We start from the raw sequence: 22,214 nt of genomic DNA, 5'->3' as shown, positions 1-22,214 counted from the left end.
TTGGCAAGTTCCCATAACAACAAAAGCAACTCAGCCAGATACCCGAGGAGGCAGCATGGCCACCTATCACGCCAGTGCGGCAGAACCAGGCACTGATACTTCGCTGGGCATCCCACGGCGCTACGCCTGGATCGTCTTCGCCCTGACCTTCGGCCTGTTGATTTCCGACTACATGTCGCGCCAGGTGCTCAACGCCGTGTTCCCGCTGCTGAAACAGGAATGGCAGCTCAGCGACAGCCAGCTCGGCCTGCTCAGCGGCATCGTCGCGCTGATGGTCGGCCTGCTGACCTTCCCCCTGTCGCTGCTCGCCGACCGCATCGGCCGGGTCAAGAGCCTGACCTTCATGGCCGTGATGTGGAGCCTGGCGACCCTGGGCTGCGCCCTGGCCGACAACTACCAGGAAATGTTCATCGCCCGCTTCATGGTCGGCGTTGGCGAGGCCGCCTACGGCAGCGTCGGCATCGCCGTGGTGGTGGCGGTGTTCCCGCGTGAGATGCGCGCCACCCTGGCCGGCTCGTTCATGGCCGGTGGCATGTTCGGCTCGGTGCTGGGCATGGCCCTGGGCGGGGTGATGGCCCAGCACCTGGGCTGGCGCTGGGCATTCGCCGGCATGGCGGCGTTCGGCCTGGTGCTGGCGTTGCTGTACCCGCTGATCGTGCGCGAAGCGCGCATCGCCCCCAAAGGCCAGGCGGCCAAGCCCGACAAGGCGGCGCTGAAGGCACTGCGCCCGTTGCGGACCCTGTATTGCAGCCGCTCGGTCATCAGCGCCTACGTGGGCAGTGGCCTGCAGCTGTTCGTCGGCGGCACGGTGATCGTCTGGTTCCCCAGCTACCTGAACCGCTACTACGCCATGGGCACCGACAAGGCCGGCGCGGTGGCCGCGATCATCGTGCTGTGCAGCGGTGTCGGCATCATCCTGTGCGGCATGCTCTGCGACCGCCTGGGGCGCAACTGCCCGGACCGCAAGATCAGCCTGGCGATCGGTTATTGCCTGGGCAGCTGCCTGCTGCTGTCGGTGGCCTTCGCCTTGCCACCGGGGGTGGCGCAGCTGGTGCTCATCTGCCTGGGCATGATGATCGCCGCCGGCACCAATGGCCCGTCCAGCGCCATGGTCGCCAACCTGACCCACTACACCGTGCACGGCACCGCGTTCGCCACGCTGACCTTGAGCAACAACCTGCTGGGGCTGGCCACCGGCCCGCTGATCACCGGCAAGGTGTCCGACCTGATCGGCCTGCAGTCGGCCTTCCAGCTGGTGCCGCTGATCAGCATCGGCGCCGCTGCCGTGTTCTTCTACGCCAAGCGTTACTACCACCTGGACATGGCGCGCCTGCAGCACGGCGAAGCCGCGCAAGCGCCCGTGCAGCCCGTACTGGAGGCCCGCTCGTGAAGCGTTCGTTGTCGATTGATGTGTACTTCGATTTCATCTGCCCGTGGTGCCTGATCGGCCGCCGCCAATTGCAAGCGGCGCTGGCGCAGTTCAAGGCGGCGCAGCCGCAGGTCGAGGTCAACCTGGCCTGGCAGGGCGTGCAACTGCTGCCAGAGCTGCCGTTCAACGGCCAGCCGTTCGCCGAGTTCTACCGCAGGCGCCTGGGCAGCGAGCAGGCCGTGCAGCAGCGCCAGGCCCAGGTGCGCCTGGCGGCAAGCGCGGTGGGCGAGCAGATCGACTTCAGCCGCATCCAGCGCATGCCCAACACCGCAGATGCCCATCGCCTGCTGCTGCACGCCAGCGAGCTGGGCAGCGAAACCCAGGTCGAGGCGCTGCTGGAGCGGTTGCTGGCTGCGTATTTCAAGCACGGCGAAGACCTGGGTGACCGCGCCACGTTGTTGCGCATCGCCGAGCAATGCGGCTTTGCCACCGATACCCTGGCCGGCAGCTTGCGCGGCGATGGCCTGCCGTTCGTCAGTGCCAGCGCCGACATCGCCGGGCGCGGCGTGCCGTGCTTCGTCTTCGACGACCGCCTGCAGGTGGTCGGCGCCCAGCCGGCCGAGCAGTTGCTCGAAGCCATGCACATGGCCCTGTCGCGCCTGGCGCAGGTGCAGCCATGAGCCTGCGCATCGAAGTGCCGGCACAGCGTGTGCCGGCTGTCGGCGAGCGCTGCCTGGTCGAAGGCGAGGGCCGGAGCGTGGCGCTGTTCAACGTCGGCGGGCGCTTGCTGGCCATCGACGACAGCTGCCCGCACCAGGGCTCGTCGCTGTGCGCCGGCAAGCTGGAAGGCGCGGTGATCCAGTGCCGTGCCCATGGCCTGCGCTTTGACCTGGCAAGCGGCTACCTGCTCAATTCCAAGGCGCTGAAGGTGGCCAGCTACCCGGTGCAGGTCGAGGGTGAGCGGGTGTTCATCGTGCTGGCCGGCCAGGAGGTGCTGGCATGAGCACACTGGCACTGACCCAGGTCAACCACCGCGTGCGCGAACTGGCGCCCGGGCTGATCGTCAGCCTGATCGCCGCCGGCGCGGCGAGCTTTCTGGCCGAGCATTACGGCGCCCCGGTGATGCTGTTCGCGCTGTTGCTGGGCCTGGCGCTCAACTTCTTGAGCGCGGACGGCAAGTGCAAGGCCGGCATCGAGTTCACTGCGCGCACCGTGCTGCGCCTGGGCGTGGCCCTGTTGGGCATGCGCATCACCCTGGAGCAGATGGCCGGGCTTGGCTGGAAGGCGCTGGCGCTGGTGGTGATCCTGGTGGTGGTGACCATCAGCGTGTCGATGGTGGCGGCCAAGGCCATGGGGTTCCAGCGCCTGTTCGGCATGCTCACCGGCGGTGCCACGGCGATCTGCGGCGCTTCGGCGGCGCTGGCGCTGGCCGCGGCACTGCCCGGCCACCCGCAGAAGGAACGCGCCACGCTGTTCACCGTGATCGGGGTGTCGGCGCTGTCGACCCTGGCGATGATCCTCTACCCGATGATCGCCAACGCCCTGGGCCTGTCGCCGCAAGCGGCCGGGGTGTTCCTTGGCGCCACCATCCATGATGTGGCGCAGGTGGTGGGGGCGGGCTACAGCATGTCCACCGACACCGGCGATACCGCCACGGTGGTCAAGCTCATGCGCGTGGCCATGCTGGTGCCGGTGATCGTCGTCGCCGCCATGATCGGCCGCAAGCAGGGCATCGACAGCAGCGGCAAGCGCCCGCCGTTGCTGCCGTGGTTCGCGGTCGGCTTCCTGATCCTGGCCTGCGTCAACAGCAGCGGCTGGGTGCCGCTGCTGGTGCAGGGCAGCATCAACGAGCTGTCGCGCTGGTGCCTGGTGGTGTCGATCGCCGCCCTGGGCATGAAGACCCAGCTCAAGGAGCTGGCCGCGGTGGGCATCAAGCCGATCGTGCTGATGGTGGGCGAAACGGTGTTCCTGGTGCTGCTGGTGCTGGGGTTGATGCACCTGCTGGGCCTGTAGCCCGCAGCCCCGGCACCGGCAACCGCCCCGTCAGCGTGCGCTGACGGCGGCTTGGGCGGCGCTGCGGCTGCGCTTGGTTTGCGTGTGCGGCTCATGCTGTGCGCGCCAGCTGGCCGGCGGCTGGCCGAACTGGCTGATGAACCAGCGGGTGAACGAGCTGTGCATGGAATAGCCGAGCATGTCGGCGATGCGCCCCAGCGAATAGCCGGGGCTTTCCAGGTAGCGCAGCACCAGGTCGCGGCGCACGCCATTGACCAGCTCGCTGAAGGTCGCGCCTTCTTCTTCCAGCCGGCGTTGCAGGGTGCGCACGTTCATGCCCTGGGTCTGGGCGATGTGCTCGATGGTGGCGCGGCCCATGGGCATCAGCAGGAAGATCGCCTTGCGCACCTCCAGCGTCAGCGACGGCAGGTTCTCATCCTGCAGCAACCCCACGTAGCGCTGGGCCAGGCGCGCCATGCCGGCGTTGGCCTGGGGGTTGGTGGTGTCCAGGTCGGCCGCCGAGCAGACGATGCCGTTGAAGTCGCTGTTGAACTCCAGCTTGCAGCCGAAGATGCGCCGGTGGATGGCCAGGTCCGCAGGGGCTGCGTGGGTGAAGTTGGCGCTGATCGGGTGCCAGTGCGGCCCCAGGAGCGCCGAGCAGAAGCGGTGCATCACGCCGATGGCCATCTCGATCGCCTGGCGGCTGTGCATCGGCTGGTCGGTGATGACCTCCTCGCGGATGATCACGGTCTTGCCGATTTCCTCGATGTGGATGGCCAGTGCGTTGTTGAGCACATGGCGGTACTGCACGATCACCTGCAGCGCATCGCGCAGCGAGTGCTGGTGGCTGATCAGCAGGCTGACCTGGCCGAAATCCGACAACTGGCGCAGCTCGGCCATGCGCAGGCCGAAGGCTTCGCAGCCGCTCAGCCGCGCCGACTCCTCCAGCACGCTGATGGCAGCGGCCACGGGGATGCGTTGGTCGGGGGTTTCCAGGAGCGATGCACTGAGGCCGGCCTGGGCCAGCAAACCGTGGCCGTTGAGGCCCAGGTGGCGTGAAACTTCGAGGTAATTGGTCAGGGTTGCAGCACGGGCGAGCACGGTCATTTTATTGTTTTCCACGTGATCTTGATGAGCTCCCGCTGCGCTGGCGGGAAATCTCTTATAGCGGTTGTGTCGTCAGATGCAAAGCCATTTCCGAGCGGCGGGGCCCGGTGTGGCGCGCCATGGCGGCCGTGTCATCAACTGAAAAGTTCGTGACGCGCAATGTAAAGCGCCTGGCAGGGCGACTCATTACTCTGGCCCCAAGCAGTCGGCATTCGACCGAATTGACCAGAGCAAGGGCCCTGACGTGGAAAAACTGCAAACCGCCGCAACCGTGCTGATCGTGCCTGGCTTGCGCGACCATGTACCCGAACATTGGCAAACCCTGTTGCAAGCGCGCCTGGCCAAGGTGCGCTCGGTGCCGCCACTGGAAACCGACAAGCTCAGCTGCAGCGCCCGGGTCGAGGCCATCGAACGCGAACTGGCCAGCATCGACGGCCCGGTGATCCTGGTGGCGCACAGCGCCGGCGTGCTGATGGTGGCGCACTGGGCCGCCCGCTACCAACGCCCGATCAAGGGCGCCTTGCTGGCCGCGCCGCCCGACCTTGAGATCGACTGGCCGGCCAACTACCCCACCCCCGACACCCTGCGCGCCAATGGCTGGGCACCGCTGCCAAGCGGCCGCCTGCCGTTCCCAAGCGTGGTGGCCGCCAGCAGCAACGACCACCTGGCCAGCTTCGAAGCGGTCGCCCGCATGGCCGACGAGTGGGGCAGCGAGCTGCTCGAACTCGGCGCGGTCGGCCACCTCAACCCTGCCTCGGGCTTTGGCCCATGGCCGCACGCCGAGGCGTTGATCCAGCAACTCGATCGCTGACCCGCGCGAGGTACGCGTAGGCAGGCCGGCGCCCGATCGTCGCTGGCACCTTGCACATCCCAAGCAGAGATATCGCATGAACAACAATAAGAACGTTCTCTTCTGCCTTCACCGCCGCAAACTCATGGCCACCCTGTTGCTGGTGGCCGGCGCGCCGGCTGCCCAGGCCTTCCAGCTGGACCTTGCCGACCCCGACTGGAGCGTGCGCTTCGACAACACAGCCAAGCTCAGCTACGGCCAGCGGGTCGAAGGGCAGAACGCCAAGGTCGCGCGCACCGCCAACCTCAACGACGGCGACAACAACTTCAGCGTCGGCAGTGCGGTGACCCAGCGGGTCGACCTGCTGACCGAACTGGACGTGGTGTACCAGGGCAACATGGGCATGCGCGTGAGTGCCGCCAGCTGGTACGACCACGCCTATGACGACGTCGGCTCCAATTCCAACCCGTTCCCGGGCCAGGCCGGCAACGCCGGCAACCTGGTGCTGGCGCGCCCGGCCGGCGGCCTGCCGGCGGGCACCGTGCTGCAGGGCGGCCCGTCCAGGCGCCATGGCCTGAGCAACTACACCGACCGCTACTACAACGGCCCGTCCGGCGAGTTCCTTGATGCCTTCGTGTTCTACAACACCGAAATCGGCGACGAATCGATGCTCAGCGGCAAGCTTGGCTGGCACTCGGTGTACTGGGGCGAGACGCTGTTCAACGCCGCCAACGGCATCAACTACGGCCAGTCGGCGCTGGACCTGGCCAAGCTGTACAACGTACCCGGCACCGAAACCAAAGAACTGTTCCTGCCGCGCAAGCAGCTGTCGCTGAGCTACACGGTCAACCCCGAGCTGACCCTGGCGGCCCAGTACTTCCTCGAATTCGAAAACTCGCGCCTGCCCGAAGGCGGCACCTACATGGGTGCCTACGACATGCTCGGCGAAGGCGCCGACATCTTCTGGCTGCCGGTACCCAATGCCGTGGGCGGCGCCGGCGCCTTCTATGGCGCGCCCCGCGGGCATGACATCCGCCCGCACAACTCCGGCGACTTCGGCGTGATGGCCAAGTGGAGCCCGGAATGGCTCGACGGCACCCTGGGCTTCTACTACCGCAACACCTCCGACCCAACCCCGGCGGTGCTGATCAACGCCCCCAACCTGCACACCGGCAGCCTGGCCGGCACCAGCTACATGACCGCCTATGCCGACGACATCGACATCTACGGCATCAGCCTGGCCAAGAACATCGGCCCGGTCAGCGTCGGGCTGGACGTCAACTACCGCGAGAACATGCCGCTGATCAGCAACTTCACCACCATCAACGGGCCGCTGTACGACGCCCTGGCCGGCACTGCCGGCGGTACCAACCTGATCGGTGAAGTGCCAGGCCACGGGGAAACCGGGCTGGCCCGCGGCAAGACCTTGCACGTGGTGCTCAACGGCCTGGTGTCGTTCGGCGCAACGCCGCTGTGGAACGCCTCGTCGCTGGCCGTGGAAGGCGCCATGACCCACCTGGTCAGCGTCGACAAGGGCGAGCAGACCTTCAAGGGCGACTCCAGCTACGAAGGCGTCGACAAGGTCACCACCAACGCCTACACCCTGGCGGTCAACTTCACCCCGACCTGGTTCCAGGCGCTGCCGGGGGTCGATATCACCCTGCCGCTGTCCTACAACGTTGGCCTGAAGGGCAACTCGGCGGTGCAGCTGGGGGGTAACGAAGACTCCGGCAGCTACTCGGTCGGCATCGCCGCCGACGTCTACCAGAAGTACAAGTTCGACCTCAAGTACGTCGACTCCTTCGGCAAGTTCGATACCTGCGAAACCGGTACCGACAACAACACCCCGGGCACCAACGGGCGCTACCAGTGCATCCCCGGGCAGATCACTTCGCAGGCGGGCCTGGCGCCGCTGCTCAAGGATCGCGGCATGGTCACTGCCTCGTTCAAGACCACCTTCTGAAAAGCTCCTAGTACAACAACAAGCGGAGAAACGCGATGAAGTATCTCAATAGCCTGCTGTCGGCCTCGCTTGCGGTCGTGATTGCCGGTAATGCCCATGCGGCCGCCCCGGCCCAGGATGTCGCCCGGCTGGGCAAGGACCTGACCCTGGTCGGGGCCGACAAGGCGGCCAGCGCCGACGGCGCGATCCCGGCCTACCAGGGTGGCCTGAACACCGCGCCAGCCGGGTTCAAGCAGGGTGATACCCTGCGCCCGGACCCTTACGCTTCGGAAAAACCCGTGCTGGTGATCGACGCCAAGAACGTCGACCAGTACAAGGATTCGCTGACCGCCACCACCGTGGAGCTGGCCAAGCGCTTCCCGACCTTTCGCATCGACGTGTACCCCAGCCACCGCACCGCGGCATTGCCCCAGGCGCTGCTCGACAACAGCCTGAAGAACGCTGCCAATGCCAAGTCGCTGCAGGACGGCATGGCCATCGAGAATGTGCTGCCGGGCGTGCCGTTCCCGATCCCGCAGTCCGGTGCCGAGGCCATGTGGAACCACCTGCTGCGCTACCAGGGCGTGGCACAGAAGGCCAAGTACGATTCCTGGAACGTCGACTCCGCCGGCGTCGCGGCGCTGGCCACCACCGGCCTTGCCTACAACGCCTACCCGATCTACGAAGACCTGAACAAGGTCATCGAGCCCAAGGACATCTACTTCCAGACCAAGCTCTACTTCGAAGGCCCGGCGCGCCGTGCCGGCGAGTCGATGATGCTCAAGGACGCCGCCAACCCGCTGGTGCAGGAACGCCGCGCCTGGCAGTACCTGCCGGGCCAGCGCCGGGTGAAGCTGGCGCCGAACCTGGCCTACGACACGCCAAACCCGGGCACCGCAGGCTCCGGCACCTTCGATGACGTGTACGTGTTTAACGGCGCGCTGGACCGCTACGACTGGCACCTGGTGGGCAAGAAGGAAATGTACGTGCCGTACAACACCTACAAGCTGACCTACATCCACGACCCGAAAACCCTGACCACCCCCAACCACCTGTCGCCCGACCAGGTGCGCTGGGAGAAGCACCGCGTGTGGGTAGTGGAGGGCACCCTCAAGGGCAACGCCCGGCACATCTATGCCAAGCGCCGCTTCTACCTCGACGAGGACAGCTGGTTCGCCCTGGCCTCCGACCAGTACGACGCCCGTGGCCAGCTGTACCGCGGCTCGTTCGCCTTCTTCACCCAGAGCTACGACGTGCAGATCCCCAACAGCAACCCGCACGTGGTCTACGACCTGGTTGGTGGCACCTACAACGTCAACGGCCTGATCGGCCCACACGGCGGTATCGAGTACATCGCCCCTCTGTCCAAGGCGCAGTGGTCGCCGGAAGCCCTGGCCGGCGCCGGTATTCGCTGACCCCGACGGTACGCCTGACGGCGGCCCTTGCGTGGCCGCCGTCAGGTTTTGCAGAGGATGTGGCATGGCTTCTTTGAACAAGTATGCGCCGTGGGCGCTGGCAATCACGCTGGCGCTGGCCGGCACCTGCGGTGTGGCCCGGGCGGCCTATGTCGATGTGCTCGACTTGCCGGCCAGGCCCAGCGCGCTGGCCGTGCACAGCGCCCTGCGCGATGTGGCGCGGGCTGGTGAGCGGCTGGTGGCGGTGGGGCCGCGCGGGCACATCGTGTATTCCGACAACCAGGGGCAGGACTGGCACCAGGCCAATGTGCCGGTGAGTGCCGACCTCAATGCCCTGGCGTTCCCCACCGCCGAGGATGGCTGGGCGGTGGGCAACGATGGGGTGATCCTGCACAGCGCCGACGGCGGTGTGAACTGGGCCGTGCAGCTCGATGGGCGAACCATCGGCGCGCTGGTCGCGGCCCATTACCAGGCCCTGGCCAAGGCCCACCCGGACGAGGAGCAGTGGGCGCAGTTCGCCGCCGAAGGCCAGCGCCTGGAACAGGAGGGCGCCGACAAGCCGTTTCTCGGGGTGTGGTTCGCCGACGCAAGGCACGGCTACGCGGTGGGCGTGTTCAACCTGATCCTGCGCACCGACGACGGCGGCGCCAGCTGGGTGCCGATGCAGGACCGCACCGACAACCCGCAAGGCCTGCACCTGAACGCCATCCGCGCAGTCGGCGACGACCTGTTCGTGGCTGGCGAACAGGGCCTGCTGCTCAAGTGGAACGCCGAGCAGCAACGCTTCGTTGCCTTGCCCAGCCCCTACCAGGGCACCTGGTTCGGCATCCTCGGCAAGCCTGGCGAAGTGCTCGTCTATGGCCTGCGCGGCCATCTGGCGCGCAGCCTCGACGGCGGCCAGAGCTGGGCCAAGGTCGACACCGGGCTGGGCCAGAGCATCACCGCCGCCACCCTCGACAGCAGCGGCGACTTCTGGCTGTTCAGCCAGGCCGGGCATGTGCTGCGCAGCCGCGACGGCGGGCTGAGCTTCGCCCTGCAGCCGCAGGTGCCGCTGGCACCGGTGGCCGGCGCCCTGCAGACCCGCGGCAACGGCACCGTGCTGGTCGGCGAGCGCGGCGTGCGCGTGCTGCCGGCACGCTAAGACCCACAAGCATTCTAAGAGAGCCTCGTGATGGCCAACATCAAGCAAGACACCATGCCGGTGATCCGCGACCTGCGGGACTTCGACCGCCGCTCGGGCAACCTGCTGGAGCGCATGGTCTTCAACTATCGCCCGCTGTTCATGCTGTTCATGCTGCTGGCCACGCTGGTGCTCGGGTATGTGGCGGCCACGCGCCTGGAGCTGCGCCCAAGCTTCGAGAAGATGATTCCGCAGAGCCAGCCCTACATCCAGAACTACCTGGACAACCGCAAGTCGCTGCGCGGCCTGGGCAACTCGGTGCGGGTGGTGGTGGAGAACACCCAGGGCGACATCTTCGACCCCCAGTACCTGGACGTGCTGAAGAAGATCAACGATGAGCTGTTCCTGGCCCAGGGCGTGGACCGTGCCTGGATGAAGTCGTTGTGGAGCCCGGGCGTGCGCTGGACCGAGGTCACCGAGGAAGGCTTCCAGGGTGGCGCGGTGATGCCCGATGACTACCAGGGCCGGCCGGCCGACATCGAGCAGCTGCGCCAGAACATCAACCGCGCCGGCATCGTCGGCAGCCTGGTGGCGACCGACTTCAAGTCGAGCATGCTGGTGGTGCCGCTGCTCGACCACGACCTGGCCACCGGGCGCGGCATCGACTACCGGCAGTTCTCGCAGATGCTCGAGCAGCAGCTGCGCGACAAGTACGAATACGCCGGTGACAGCAAGGCGCGGGCCTCGGGCAAGGAGGGCGAGGGCAAGTACAAGGTGCGGGTCATCGGCTTTGCCAAGCTGATGGGCGACCTGATCGACGGCCTGATCCAGGTGATGATGTTCTTCGCCCTGGCCGTGGTCACCTCGCTGGTGATCATCTTCCTTTATACCCGCTGCGTGCGCAGCACCTTGCTGGTGGTGTTCTGCTCGCTGACGGCGGTGGTGTGGCAGCTGGGCATCGTCGGCTGGCTGGGCTATGCCATCGACCCGTACTCGATCCTGGTGCCGTTCCTGATCTTCGCCATCGGCGTGTCGCACGCGGCGCAGAAGATGAACGGCATCATGCAGGACATCGGCCGCGGCACCCACAAGCTGGTGGCGGCGCGCTACACCTTCCGCCGCCTGTTCGTGGCCGGGGTCACGGCGCTGTTGGCCGACGCCGTGGGCTTTGCCGTGCTGATGCTGATCGACATCCCGGTGATCAAGGACCTGGCGATCACCGCGAGCATCGGCGTGGCGGTGCTGATCTTCACCTCGTTGCTGCTGATTCCGGTGGCGCTGTCCTATGTGGGTGTCGGCCGCAAGGCGGCGGAACGCGCCTTGCGCATCGACCGCCGCGCCGCCGAGCACCGCGGCTTCGGCAAGCTGTGGGACGCGCTCGACCGCTTCACCACGCGCAAGTGGGCCACCGGCGCCGTGCTGGTGGCCACGCTGATGGGCCTGGGCGGCTTCTGGGTCAGCCTGCAACTGAAGATCGGCGACCTCGACAGCGGCGCGCCGGAGCTGCGCGCCGACTCGCGCTACAACCGTGACAACGCCTACATCACCAGCCACTACGCGCTGTCCAGCGACCTGTTCGCGGTGATGATCAAGACCCCGCCCGAAGGCTGCCTGAGCTACAAGACGCTGATTCTCGCCGACCGCCTGGCCTGGGAACTGCAGCAGTACCCGGGGGTGCAGACCACGGTGTCGCTGGTCAATGCCGTGCGCCAGATCACCGCCGGTTCCTTCGAAGGCAACCCGAAGATGAGCAGCCTGCAGCGCAACCAGGACATGCTCAACTACGCCGCCCAGCAGGCCTCGGTCAACGCCCCGGAGCTGTTCAACACCGATTGCTCGATGATGCCGGTGATCGCCTACCTCAAGGACCACAAGGCGCAGACCCTGGACGACGTGGTGGCCATCGCCGAGCGCTTCGCCCGCGCCAACAGCAGCCCCGACCGCCAGTTCCTGCTGGCCGCCGGCAGTGCCGGGATCGAGGCCGCCACCAATATCGTGGTGCGCGACGCCAACCGCACCATGCTGCTGTTCGTCTACCTGGCGGTCACGCTGTTCTGCCTGGTGACCTTCCGCAGCTGGCGCGCCACCCTGGTCGCGCTGCTGCCGCTGGTGCTGACCTCGGTGCTGTGCGAGGCGCTGATGGTGATGATGGGCATTGGCGTGAAAGTGGCGACCTTGCCGGTGATCGCCCTGGGCGTGGGCATCGGCGTGGACTACGCGCTGTACCTACTCAGCGTGCAGCTGCACTACCAGCGCCAGGGCCGCAGCTTGGGCGAGGCCTACCAGAACGCCGTGGCCTTCACCGGCCGGGTGGTCGGGCTGGTGGGCATCACCCTGGCCGCCGGGGTGGTCGGCTGGGCCTGGTCACCGATCAAGTTCCAGGCCGACATGGGCATCCTGCTGACCTTCATGTTCCTCTGGAACATGCTGGGCGCGCTGCTGCTGATCCCGGCGCTGTCGCATTTCCTGCTGCCCGACAAACGCTTTGTCGCCGCCGCCCCCATCGCCTGCGAGGCCCAACCCCAACCCTGTGACAACGCCCAGGTGCCGCGTGCGCAAGCGCAGGTGCAGGCGTAGCCAGCAGGCCTACTCGTCGAATCGAACACAAAAATCGGAAACAACGTCATGGCCAAGACAAAAATAATGCCGCCGGCACCCGGTGCCTACGCCTACCCCTTGCTGATCAAGCGCCTGCTGATGTCGGGCGTGCGCCACCAGCCGGACCAGCAGATCGTCTACGCCGACAAGCTGCGCTACAGCTACCGCGAGCTCGACCGGCGCGTGCAGCGCCTGGCCAACGTGCTGCGCGCGGCCGGTGTGAAGGCTGGCGACACCGTGGCCCTGCTGGACTGGGACAGCCACCGCTCGCTGGAATGCTTCTTCGCCGTGCCGATGCTCGGTGCGGTGCTGCACACGGTGAACATTCGCCTGTCGCCGGAGCAGGTGGCCTACACCATGAACCACGCCGAGGACGACCTGGTGCTGGTGCACGATGACTTCGTGCCACTGCTGGAGCAGATCCACGGCCAACTGGGCACGGTCAAAGGCTACCTGCAACTGACTGACGGCGAGGCGGCGGCCACGTCGCTGCCGGTGCTCGGCGAGTACGAGGCGCTGCTGGCGGCGGCCAGCCCGGAGGCTGTGTTCGAGGACTTCGACGAGCAGTCGGTGGCCACGCTGTTCTACACCACCGGCACCACCGGCAACCCCAAGGGCGTGTACTTCTCGCACCGCCAGCTGGTGCTGCACACCCTGAACCAGCTGGGCACCTTCGCCGCCTACGACGGCCAGCCGCTGCTGCGCTCCAGCGACGTGTACATGCCGATCACGCCGATGTTCCACGTGCATGCCTGGGGCGTGCCGTACACGGCCACGGTGCTGGGCATCAAGCAGGTGTACCCGGGCCGCTACGAGCCGGACAAGCTGGTGCGCCTGTACCGCGACGAAGGGGTGACGTTCTCGCACTGCGTGCCGACCTTGCTGCAGATGATGCTCGACAGCGAGCAAAGCCGGCACACCGACTTCAGCCGCTGGAAGGTGCTGCTCGGCGGCAGTGCGCTGACCCACGGCCTGGCGCGCCAGGCCAGCGAGCGCGGCATGCTGATCTTCAGCGGCTACGGCATGTCGGAAACCTGCCCGCTGCTGACCCTGACCCACCTGCGCGACGAAGACCTGGCCCTGCCCATGGGCGAGCAGGTGGCGCAGCGGATCAAGACCGGCGCCCCGGTGGCCATGGTCGACCTGCGCATCGTCGATGCCGGTGGCAACGAGGTGGCCCACGACGGCGAGTCGCTGGGCGAGATCGTGGTGCGTTCGCCATGGCTGACCCAGGGTTACCTGCACGAGCCGGAAAAGGGCGCCGAACTGTGGCAGGACGGCTGGATGCACACCGGCGACATGGGCTCGATCGACCGCCACGGGGTGCTGGAGATCAAGGACCGGATCAAGGACGTGATCAAGACCGGTGGCGAATGGATCAGCTCCCTGGCGCTGGAGAACCTGATCAGCCAGCATGCGGCGGTCAATGCCGTGGCGGTGGTGGGGATCCCCGACGAGCATTGGGGCGAGCGGCCGATTGCGCTGGTGGTCTGCATGCCGGGCGACAGCCTCGATCAGCCGGGGCTCGAAGCGCACCTCAAGCAGTTCGTCGAGAGTGGCCAGATCAACAAGTGGGCGATCCCGCGGCAGGTGCATTTCGTCGCCGACATTCCCAAGACCAGCGTCGGCAAGATCAACAAGAAGCTGATCCGCGAGATGCACCTGGGCGCTTGAGCCCAGGCGGCGCCGGCTCTGCGCTGGCGCCGCCCAGGGTACTCAGTAGTGCAGGCAGATCTTGCCGAAATGCCGGGCCGACTGCTGGTGGGCGAAGGCGTCGGCGATCTGCTCCAGCGGGTAGCGGCTGTCGATCACCGGGCGCCAGCTGAAGTTTTCCAGGGCGCGCACCATGTCCTGCTGCTGTTCACGGCTGCCGACGATCAGCCCGCGCAGGGTCTGCTGCTTGCGCATCATCTCGACGGTCGGCACGGTGCCGCTGACGCCGGTGAGCACGCCGATCAGGGCAATGTGCCCGCCCGGCGCACAGGCCCGAATGGAGTTGGGCAGGGTGCCCGGGCCACCCACTTCCACCACGATATCGGCGCCACGCCCGTCGGTGGCGGCCAGCACCGCATCGCCCCAATCCGGCTGCTCACGGTAGTTGATCACCTGGTCGGCGCCCAGTGCCAGCAAGCGCGCCTGCTTGGCCGCTGACGAGGTGGTGGCGATCACCCGCGCGCCCATGGCCTTGGCCATCTGCAGGGCAAACACCGACACTCCGCCGGTGCCCAGTACCAGCACCGTTTCGCCGGCCTGCAGGCGCCCATCGACCACCAGTGCGCGCCAGGCGGTGAGGCCGGCGGTGGTCAGGGTGGCGGCCTCTTCGTGGGAATAGCCTTTGGGGGCATGGGTGAAGGCCTGGGCGGGCAGGTTGACGTATTCGCGGGCAAAGCCGTCGACGCCGTCACCGGGCACGGTCTTGAAGGTGCTGGGCACCTTGCGCCCGGCTTGCCAATGGGGGAAGAAGCACGACACCACGGCATCGCCCACGGCAAATTCGCTGACGCCGGCGCCCACGGCGGTGACCACCCCGGCGCCATCGGCCATGGGGATGCGCTTGTCGTCCACCTTGAGCTGGCCGATGACCACGCCCAGGTCGTGGTAGTTGAGCGAGCTGGCATGGATGCGCACCTGGATTTCACCGGGTTGCGGCGAGGCGGGTTGCGGCAGCTCGACCAGGCGCAGCTGGTCCAGGCCGCCTGGCTTTTGCAGTTGGATGGCTTTCATGTTGGGGGTCCTTGCGACGGTTCATCAAGAGTCTGCAGGGATGATAGACAGGCAAGGCGCCGGTGTTGTTGACCTCGGATGACAATCGGTTTGCCTTTGGTGACACGCCGCCTGGTGGTGTCCCAATACGTCAACTTTCGCCATGGCGCACTCCCTATAACTGCAGGCCCATTCACTTTAGTTTTCGGACATCCGCCATGAGTAAGCAGTTTGAACATCAAGTGGTTCTGATCACCGGCGCCACCGCAGGCATTGGCTACGCCACGGCCATTGCCTTTGCCCGCGAAGGCGCACGCCTGGTCGTATCCGGGCGCAATACCCGCGCCGGGCAACAGCTGTTGGCCGAGTTGCAGTCGATGGGCGCGCAGGCCGAGTTCGTGCAGGCCGATGTCAGCGACGAAGCGCAGGTGGCCAGTTTGGTGGCGCGTTGCGTGGAGCGTTTCGGCCGCCTGGACGTGGCGGTGAACAGTGCCGGCTACGAAGGCGCGCGCGGGCCGATCCGCGAGCAGACGGTGGAGGCCTATACGGCGGCGTTCAATGCCAATGCGTTGGGGACCTTTCTGTGCCTGAAGCATCAGCTGCGAGTGATGGCCGAGCAGGGGGCGGGGGCCATCGTCAACCTGTCGTCGACCATGGGCAGCCGGGGTAATGCCTTGGCGCCGATGTATGTGGCCAGCAAGCATGCGATCGAAGGGTTCACCAAGTCGGCGGCGCTGGAGGCGTGCCAGTTCAATGTGCGGGTGAACGCGGTGGCGCCGGGGCCGATTGCGACCGAGATGCTGGAGCGCATTGCCGACGGGGCGGACAAGTTGCCGATGGTGGCCGCGACCATTCCGGCGGGGCGAATTGGCAGGCCTGAGGAGGTGGCGGATGCGATCTTGTTCGTGGCGTCGGGCCAGGCGAGCTTCATAACCGGGCAGGTGCTGCATGTGAATGGAGGGAAGACGGCGCTGTAGTTCGGCAGGCTTGTTTGAGGTGCCTGTACCGGCCTCATCGCCGGCAAGCCGGCTCCCACAAATAGACCTTCGCCGATCTCAGGTCAAGCGCGGTACCTGTCAATCTCGGGTGAAGCGCAGTACCTGTGGGAGCCCCTCGCCAATCTCAGGTGAGGCGCAGTACCTGTGGGAGCCGGCTTGCCGGCGATAGGGCCCGCGCAGGCGCTCAAGCTACATGCGCCTTGCGCCAAGCCCGCGGGCTGCACCCGAACCGCTGGCTGAACCACCGCGAAAACGCACTCAGGCACGAAAACCCGAGCAACTCGGCAATCTCGCTGTGGGTATGCCGCGAATCGCGCAAATGCCTGACCACCTGCTCCTGGCGCACCTGGTCCAATATCGAGCTGAAACTCTCCCCATGGCGCAACAGCCGCCGGTGCACGGTGCGCCGGTCGACACCCAGCTGCTGCGCCACCTGTTCCACCGACAAGCGCCCGGTCAGCAACAGCTGCCACACCAGGCGCCGCACGGTATCCACCACCGTTTCACGCACCGCCCCCCGCGCCTCCAGCTCCCGGCGCACCGAGCGCGCTGCCGCCGGGTCGCTGCCGGGCAGCGGCGCGTCCAGCTCGGCAGTTCGGCAGACGATGCCATCCACCACGCTGTTGAACTGCACCCGGGTGCCGAACAGCCGCAGGTGCGTCGAGCGGTCCTGCGGGGCGCTGTGGCGCAAGCACACCGAACGCGGCTGCCAGTGGTCGCCGAGCAAGGTCTTCAGGGTGCGGTGGGTGACGCCGATCATCAGGTCCACCGACTGGCGTGACGGCAGTTGCTGGTGGGTGATCTGCTCGCCGCGGATCACCGCGATGCCGTCGCGCTCCTCGATCAGGATCAGGAAGCCTTCATTGTGCAGGTGCAGGTAGCGCTGCAGGGTCTCCAGGGCCATGCGCAGGGTGCTTTCCTGGCGCATCAGCTGGGCCAGCGGGCCAAGGTTGGAGAGCTGGCGTTTCTCGGCCATGCGCAGGCCGAAGTCTTCCACGCCGGCCTGGCTGGCGGAGTTTTCCAGCAGGTGCCAGACGCTGTCGACGCTGATCTTGAAGTCGCTGCGCTCAAGGCACGCAGGGTCGAGCTGCACGGCCTGGAGCTGGGCGATCGGCTCCAGCCCATGGGCGCGGGCGACATCGGCGTAGTGGGTCAAGCAAGCGCTGACGACCATGTTGGCCATGGGGTTTCACGTCCTTGAAAGGGGCGGTGTGGATGTCCCGAAAGGTTAAATATCGCCTGGCCTGTTTTAGCAGACTCAAGCGGTGTCGACAAACGCCAAGGAGATGCAGATGAACGCCACGCTCACCGATGACTCGATGTCCGCCACACCGACCCTCGACCACCTGCGTGCCAGCGGCGGGATGAACCCGGCCTGGGACAGCTTCGTCAACCTCGACCCGCAATGGGCCGAGCAGTTTCTGCACACCGCCGCGCTGCCGGTAAAACGCGGCCTGATCGACCCCAAGACCTACGAATTCCTCGCCATTGCGGTGAACGCCTCGTGCACCCACATGTACAGCCCCGGCGTGCGCCGGCACACCCGCAATGCCCTGAAGCTTGGCGCCAGCCCCGAGGAAATCCTCGCGGTGCTGCAGTCGGTGGCCATGCTCGGGATCCACACCTGCAGCCTCGGCGCGCCGATCCTGCTGGAAGAAATGGCCAAGCTTGCCGCTGAAGCCCCCTAGCCGTCGGTGTGCACCGACACCCCTCCAACAATCACAATAAGGAACACCCCATGAACTTCCTCGATGGCCACCTGTTCACCGAGAACCAGCAGCCGCTGATCATCACCGCGGCCCCTTATGCACCGTCCTGGGTGCCGTCGGACTTCCCCGAGGACATCCCGGTGACCATGGCCGAGCAGGTGCAGAAGGCCGTGGACTGCTACAACGCCGGTGCCACCGTGCTCCACCTGCATGTGCGCGAACTCGATGGCAAGGGCTCCAAGCGCCTGTCCAAGTTCAACGAACTGATCGCCGGCGTGCGTGAAGCGGTACCGGAAATGATCATCCAGGTGGGCGGCTCGATCAGCTTCGCCCCGGAAACCGAAGGCGCTGCGGCCAAGTGGCTGAGCGACGACACCCGGCACATGCTCGCCGAGCTCGACCCCAAGCCCGACCAGGTCACGGTGACGGTCAACACCTCGCAGATGAACGTGGTCGAGCACTGGGGCTACCAGGACGTGCGCGGCACCTCGATGGAAGACCCGGCGGTCTATGAAGCCTACAAGGAGATGACCGTGCCGGCGCAGCCGGGCTGGGTCGAGGAACACGTGCGCCGCCTGAGCGCCGCCGGCATCCAGAGCGCCTTCCAGTGCTACAACCTGAACAGCTTCGAGTCGGTCGAGCGCCTGATGCGCCGGGGCATCTACAAAGGCCCGCTGGTGATGAACTGGGTGGCCATCGGCGGCGGCATGGACGTGCCGAACATCTACAGCCTGGCCAACATCGTGCGGGCCGTGCCGGACGGCGCGGTGCTGACCGTGGAAAGCTCGATGCGCAACGTGCTGCCGGTGAACATGATGGGCATCGCCATGGGCCTGCACGTGCGCTGCGGCATCGAGGACAACCTGTGGAACCAGGCGCAAACCGAGAAGATGTCCACGGTGCAGCAGATCGAGCAGCTGGTGCGCATCTCGCGCGAGTTCGGCCGGCCGATCGCCACCGCCAAACAGGCCCGTGAAATCAGCAAGATCGGCGTGTTCTACGACACCGTCGAAGAAAGCCTTGCCGCCAATGGCTTCGCGCCGAACCGCAACGGCGGCCATCAGGGCTTCCTGCGCAAGACCGCTGAAACCGCGTAACCCCCGCCACGTTCGACGTGCACCCCCGCAGGGCGCAGTTGCCGCACCGGCAGCCCTGCGGGCATCAGGCTCGATCCACAACAAGAATAATGATGAGGATGCAGCATGGCCGCCTATCACCCGTGCCCCGACGAGGGCATCGAAACTTGCGTGGGCATTCCCCGGCGCTATGCCTGGGTAGTCTTTGCCCTGACCTTTGGCCTGTTGATTTCCGACTACATGTCGCGGCAAGTGCTCAATGCCGTGTTCCCGCTGCTCAAGGGCGACTGGGCGCTGAGCGATGGCCAGCTGGGCCTGCTCAGCGGCATCGTGGCGCTGATGGTCGGCCTGCTGACCTTTCCGCTGTCGCTGTTGGCCGACCGTTTCGGCCGGGTGCGCAGCCTGGTGCTGATGGCCATGCTGTGGAGCCTGGCGACTTTGGGCTGCGCCCTGGCCGAGAACTACCAGCAGATGCTGGTGGCGCGCTTTCTGGTGGGCGTGGGCGAGGCCGCCTACGGCAGCGTCGGCGGCGCCGTGGTGATGTCGGTGTTCCCGCGGCACATGCGCGCCACCTTGCAGGGCTCGTTCATGGCCGGTGGCATGTTCGGCTCGGTGCTCGGCATCGCCCTGGGCGGCGCCATTGCCCAGCAGCTCGGCTGGCGCTGGGCATTCGCCGTGATCGCCTTGCTCGGGCTGATGCTGGCGGTGGTGTACCCGGCCATCGTCAAGGAGGCGCGTGTCTCGCCCAGGCGCCTGGCGGCGCTGGCCGATCAGGCCTGTGCTGCGCAGCGCCCGCTGCGCACGCTGTACGCCACCCGCTCGGTGCTGTGCGCCTATGTCGGCAGCGGCCTGCAGCTGTTCGTTGGCGGCACGGTGATCGTCTGGATGCCCAGCTACCTCAACCGCTACTACGCCATGGGCACCGACCAGGCCGGCAGCGTGTCGGCGGTGATCCTGCTGTGCGGGGCGGTGGGGATCATCCTCTGCGGCATGCTCTGCGATCGCGTGGCGCGCCGGCGTGCCGACCGCAAGGTCAGCCTCGCCGCCGGCTATTGCCTGGCCAGTTGCGTGCTGCTGTCGCTGGCCTTCGCCTTGCCCCACGGCCTGGCGCAGCTGGTGCTGATCTGCCTGGGCATGATGGTTGCGGCCGGCACCAACGGCCCGACCAGCGCCATGGTCGGCAACCTCACCCACGCCGCCGTGCATGGCACTGCCCTGGCCACCCTGACCCTGGCCAACAACCTGTTGGGCCTGGCCAGCGGGCCGCTGATCACCGGCAAGGTGTCCGACCACATCGGGCTGGCCGCCGCGATGCAGCTGGTGCCGTTGATCAGCCTGGTGTCGGCGGCGGTGCTGCTCTATGCCAGGCGCCACTACCACAACGACATGGTGCGCGCGCGCGCCGTGGCTGCGGGGTTGCCCCGCCCATCCACCCAACCTACCTGCTGACTGGAGACCCCATGGCTGCCAAGCAGAACAAAGTCATCGTCACCTGTGCCGTCACCGGCTCCATCCATACCCCGTCGATGTCGCCGTACCTGCCGGTGACCGCCGCGCAGATCGAAGAGGCTGCGGTGGGCGCGGCCGAGGCGGGGGCGGCCATCGTCCACCTGCATGCCCGCGACCCCAACACCGGCCAGCCGTCCCAGGACCCGCGCCTGTTCATGGAGTTTCTGCCCAACATCAAGGCGCGCTCGGACGTGGTGGTCAACCTCACCACTGGCGGGGCGCCGAACATGCTGGTGGAGGAACGCCTGCAGCCGGCGCTGCGCCTGAAGCCTGAGGTGGCGTCGCTGAACATGGGCTCGATCAACTTCGGCCTGTACCCCATGCTCGAACGCTTCCAGAACTTCCAGCACGCCTGGGAGCGGCCGTACCTGGAAGGCTCGCGGGACCGGGTGTTCAGAAACACCTTCAGCGAGATCCAGTACATCCTCGAATCCTGCGCCGACCACGGCACGCGCTTTGAAATCGAATGCTATGACATCGGCCACCTGTACACCGCCGCGCATTTTCTCGAGCGTGGCATCGTCAAGGGGCCGCTGTTCATCCAGTCGGTGTTCGGCCTGCTAGGCGGCATCGGTGCGCACCCTGAGGATGTGCTGCACATGAAGCGCACCGCCGACCGCCTGTTCGGCGACGACTACTACTGGTCGGTGCTGGGCGCGGGCCGCCACCAGATGCCGCTGGCGACCCAGGCGGCGACCCTGGGCGGCAACGTGCGCGTGGGCCTGGAGGACTCGCTGTGGGAGGGGCCGGGGGTGCTGTCGCGCAGCAACGCCGACCAGGTCAGGCGCGTGGTGTCGATCCTCAAGGCATTGAACCTGGAGGTGGCCAGCCCCGCCGAGGCGCGGCAGATGCTCAAGCTCAAGGGCGCCGACCAGGTCGGTTTCTGAATGAGCCTGCTGATCCGCGCTGGCGCCCTGACGCATTACTTGCCGGTGTGCCAGCAGCTCGGGGTCGACCCTGCGCCGCTGCTGGCCGAGGTGGGCCTGAGCAAGGCCCAGCTGCAGCACGCCGAGCACCGCCTGTGCAGCGAGGCGGCGGTGCGCCTGCTGGAAAACACTGCGGCCGCCAGCGGTTGCCAGACCTTGGGCCTGAGCATGGCGGCGGCGCGCCAGCTCTCGGACCTGGGCGCGGTCAGCCTGCTGCTGTGCCACCAGCGCTCGCTGCGCGATGCCTTGCAGGTGATGCTGCATTACCGGCACCTGATGAACGAGTCGGTGGCCATTCACCTGCGGGAAGAAGGCGGCCGGGCGATCATCCGCCAGGACGTGCTGACCCGCACCGCCATGCCAAGCCGCCAGGCCACCGAGCTGGCCATGGGCGTGCTGTTTCGCCTGTGCGCGACCTTGCTCGGCAGGCACTGGCGACCCTACAGCGTGCACTTCACCCATTCGGCGCCGGCCAACCTGCAGTTGCATCGGCGCTTGTTCACCTGCGAGCTGGTGTTTGCCAGCCACTTCAACGGCATCGTCTGCCCCGACGCCAACCTGGAGCTGGGGGCTGGCCAGGCGGACCCGGCGATGGCGCGCAATGCCCAGCGTTACCTGGCGCCGTTGCAGCAGGGCGGCGGGCCGTCGCTGGTCGAGGCGGTGCGCAAGGCGATCCGCCAGTGGCTGCCGACGGGCAGGGCTACCCTGGAGCACATTGCCCAGTTGCAGGGCATGAACGTGCGCACCCTGCAGCGCCGGCTCGATGAGCAGGGGCTGGTGTTCAGTGGGTTGGTGGGTGAAGCGCGTTGCGAGCTGGCCTTGCGTTACCTGGGCAATTCGAACTACCCGCTGCAGCGCATCGCCGAACTGCTGGGGTTTGCCGTGCCCACGTCGTTTACCCGCTGGTTCATTGGCCAGTACGGGATGCCGCCGGTGGTTTGGCGCAAGGAGAGGGGGTTG

Annotated in this window: 19 protein-coding genes; 16 read left to right on the top strand and 3 right to left on the bottom strand. The window is 66.8% G+C overall.

Annotated elements, in window-relative coordinates:
* The first annotated feature begins 55 nt into the window (after positions 1–55).
* Genes L6D75_RS26180 through L6D75_RS26165 form a run of 4 tightly spaced genes read left to right on the top strand, consistent with a single transcriptional unit; the run spans position 56 to position 3,382 of the window.
* The gene (locus tag L6D75_RS26180) at positions 56–1,390 is read left to right on the top strand and encodes an MFS transporter (protein ID WP_176516996.1); all 1,335 of its coding nucleotides are present in this window, start codon (positions 56–58) and stop codon (positions 1,388–1,390) included.
* On the top strand, positions 1,387–2,049 hold the full coding sequence (locus L6D75_RS26175) for a DsbA family oxidoreductase (RefSeq protein WP_176516998.1): 663 nt from the start codon (positions 1,387–1,389) through the stop codon (positions 2,047–2,049). Before L6D75_RS26180 ends, L6D75_RS26175 begins: the two co-directional genes overlap by 4 nt.
* Positions 2,046–2,372, top strand: a complete 327-nt coding sequence (locus L6D75_RS26170; RefSeq protein ID WP_176517000.1) for a Rieske (2Fe-2S) protein — start codon at positions 2,046–2,048, stop codon at positions 2,370–2,372. The genes L6D75_RS26175 and L6D75_RS26170 overlap by 4 nt, the downstream gene beginning before the upstream one ends.
* Positions 2,369–3,382 (top strand): YeiH family protein, encoded by a 1,014-nt coding sequence (locus L6D75_RS26165; protein WP_176517001.1) that lies wholly within the window; start codon positions 2,369–2,371, stop codon positions 3,380–3,382. The genes L6D75_RS26170 and L6D75_RS26165 overlap by 4 nt, the downstream gene beginning before the upstream one ends.
* Positions 3,383–3,412: 30 nt before the next feature.
* Here the strand turns inward: L6D75_RS26165 and L6D75_RS26160 are convergent, their stop codons facing one another.
* The gene (locus L6D75_RS26160) at positions 3,413–4,468 is read right to left on the bottom strand and encodes an AraC family transcriptional regulator (RefSeq protein WP_176517002.1); all 1,056 of its coding nucleotides are present in this window, start codon (positions 4,466–4,468) and stop codon (positions 3,413–3,415) included.
* A 244-nt stretch (positions 4,469–4,712) separates the two neighbouring features.
* On the opposite strand from L6D75_RS26160, the gene L6D75_RS26155 reads away from it, so the two are divergent.
* The 6 genes from L6D75_RS26155 to L6D75_RS26130 all read left to right on the top strand — a co-directional run bounded on the left by L6D75_RS26155 (position 4,713) and on the right by L6D75_RS26130 (position 14,007).
* Complete coding sequence (locus L6D75_RS26155; RefSeq protein ID WP_176517003.1) at positions 4,713–5,279, top strand: RBBP9/YdeN family alpha/beta hydrolase; 567 nt, start codon at positions 4,713–4,715, stop codon at positions 5,277–5,279.
* Positions 5,280–5,355: 76 nt separating this feature from the next.
* Complete coding sequence (locus L6D75_RS26150) at positions 5,356–7,221, top strand: DUF1302 domain-containing protein (RefSeq protein WP_176517004.1); 1,866 nt, start codon at positions 5,356–5,358, stop codon at positions 7,219–7,221.
* A gap of 35 nt (positions 7,222–7,256) precedes the next feature.
* Positions 7,257–8,615 (top strand): DUF1329 domain-containing protein, encoded by a 1,359-nt coding sequence (locus L6D75_RS26145; protein WP_176517005.1) that lies wholly within the window; start codon positions 7,257–7,259, stop codon positions 8,613–8,615.
* A gap of 64 nt (positions 8,616–8,679) precedes the next feature.
* Positions 8,680–9,756, top strand: a complete 1,077-nt coding sequence (locus L6D75_RS26140) for a WD40/YVTN/BNR-like repeat-containing protein (RefSeq protein WP_176517006.1) — start codon at positions 8,680–8,682, stop codon at positions 9,754–9,756.
* 30 nt (positions 9,757–9,786) lie between these two features.
* Positions 9,787–12,312, top strand: a complete 2,526-nt coding sequence (locus L6D75_RS26135) for an efflux RND transporter permease subunit (protein WP_176517007.1) — start codon at positions 9,787–9,789, stop codon at positions 12,310–12,312.
* A 48-nt stretch (positions 12,313–12,360) separates the two neighbouring features.
* Positions 12,361–14,007: a fatty acid--CoA ligase gene (locus L6D75_RS26130; RefSeq protein WP_176517009.1), complete on the top strand. Its 1,647-nt coding sequence runs from the start codon at positions 12,361–12,363 to the stop codon at positions 14,005–14,007.
* 42 nt (positions 14,008–14,049) lie between these two features.
* On the opposite strand, the gene L6D75_RS26125 is transcribed toward L6D75_RS26130, so the two are convergent.
* Positions 14,050–15,057: a zinc-dependent alcohol dehydrogenase family protein gene (locus L6D75_RS26125; RefSeq protein ID WP_176517011.1), complete on the bottom strand. Its 1,008-nt coding sequence runs from the start codon at positions 15,055–15,057 to the stop codon at positions 14,050–14,052.
* A 197-nt stretch (positions 15,058–15,254) separates the two neighbouring features.
* Here L6D75_RS26125 and L6D75_RS26120 point away from each other — a divergent pair, with 197 nt between their 5' ends.
* Entirely contained in the window at positions 15,255–16,013 is a 759-nt protein-coding gene (locus L6D75_RS26120) for an SDR family NAD(P)-dependent oxidoreductase (RefSeq protein WP_176517013.1), read from the top strand.
* A gap of 205 nt (positions 16,014–16,218) precedes the next feature.
* Here L6D75_RS26120 and L6D75_RS27335 read toward each other — a convergent pair whose 3' ends face one another.
* Positions 16,219–17,217 (bottom strand): AraC family transcriptional regulator, encoded by a 999-nt coding sequence (locus tag L6D75_RS27335; protein WP_176517015.1) that lies wholly within the window; start codon positions 17,215–17,217, stop codon positions 16,219–16,221.
* A 109-nt stretch (positions 17,218–17,326) separates the two neighbouring features.
* Here L6D75_RS27335 and L6D75_RS26100 point away from each other — a divergent pair, with 109 nt between their 5' ends.
* The 5 genes from L6D75_RS26100 to L6D75_RS26080 form a co-directional block, all read left to right on the top strand.
* Positions 17,327–17,722 (top strand): carboxymuconolactone decarboxylase family protein, encoded by a 396-nt coding sequence (locus L6D75_RS26100; RefSeq protein WP_176517017.1) that lies wholly within the window; start codon positions 17,327–17,329, stop codon positions 17,720–17,722.
* Between the two features lie 50 nt (positions 17,723–17,772).
* Positions 17,773–18,840, top strand: a complete 1,068-nt coding sequence (locus L6D75_RS26095) for a beta-keto acid cleavage family enzyme (RefSeq protein WP_176517019.1) — start codon at positions 17,773–17,775, stop codon at positions 18,838–18,840.
* 105 nt (positions 18,841–18,945) lie between these two features.
* Complete coding sequence (locus tag L6D75_RS26090; protein ID WP_176517021.1) at positions 18,946–20,268, top strand: MFS transporter; 1,323 nt, start codon at positions 18,946–18,948, stop codon at positions 20,266–20,268.
* A gap of 11 nt (positions 20,269–20,279) precedes the next feature.
* Positions 20,280–21,215, top strand: a complete 936-nt coding sequence (gene kce, locus L6D75_RS26085; protein ID WP_176517023.1) for a 3,5-dioxohexanoate:acetyl-CoA acetone transferase — start codon at positions 20,280–20,282, stop codon at positions 21,213–21,215.
* Positions 21,216–22,214, top strand: a 999-nt coding sequence (locus L6D75_RS26080) for an AraC family transcriptional regulator (protein ID WP_236193925.1), incomplete at its 3' end; no start/stop codon positions are given.

Origin of the sequence: Pseudomonas faucium, from assembly GCF_021602585.1 — a bacterium.
In the GTDB taxonomy this organism is placed as follows: Bacteria; Pseudomonadota; Gammaproteobacteria; order Pseudomonadales; family Pseudomonadaceae; genus Aquipseudomonas; species Aquipseudomonas faucium.
Note: the sequence above shows the minus strand (reverse complement) of the source record. Positions and strands in the feature narration are given on the sequence as shown.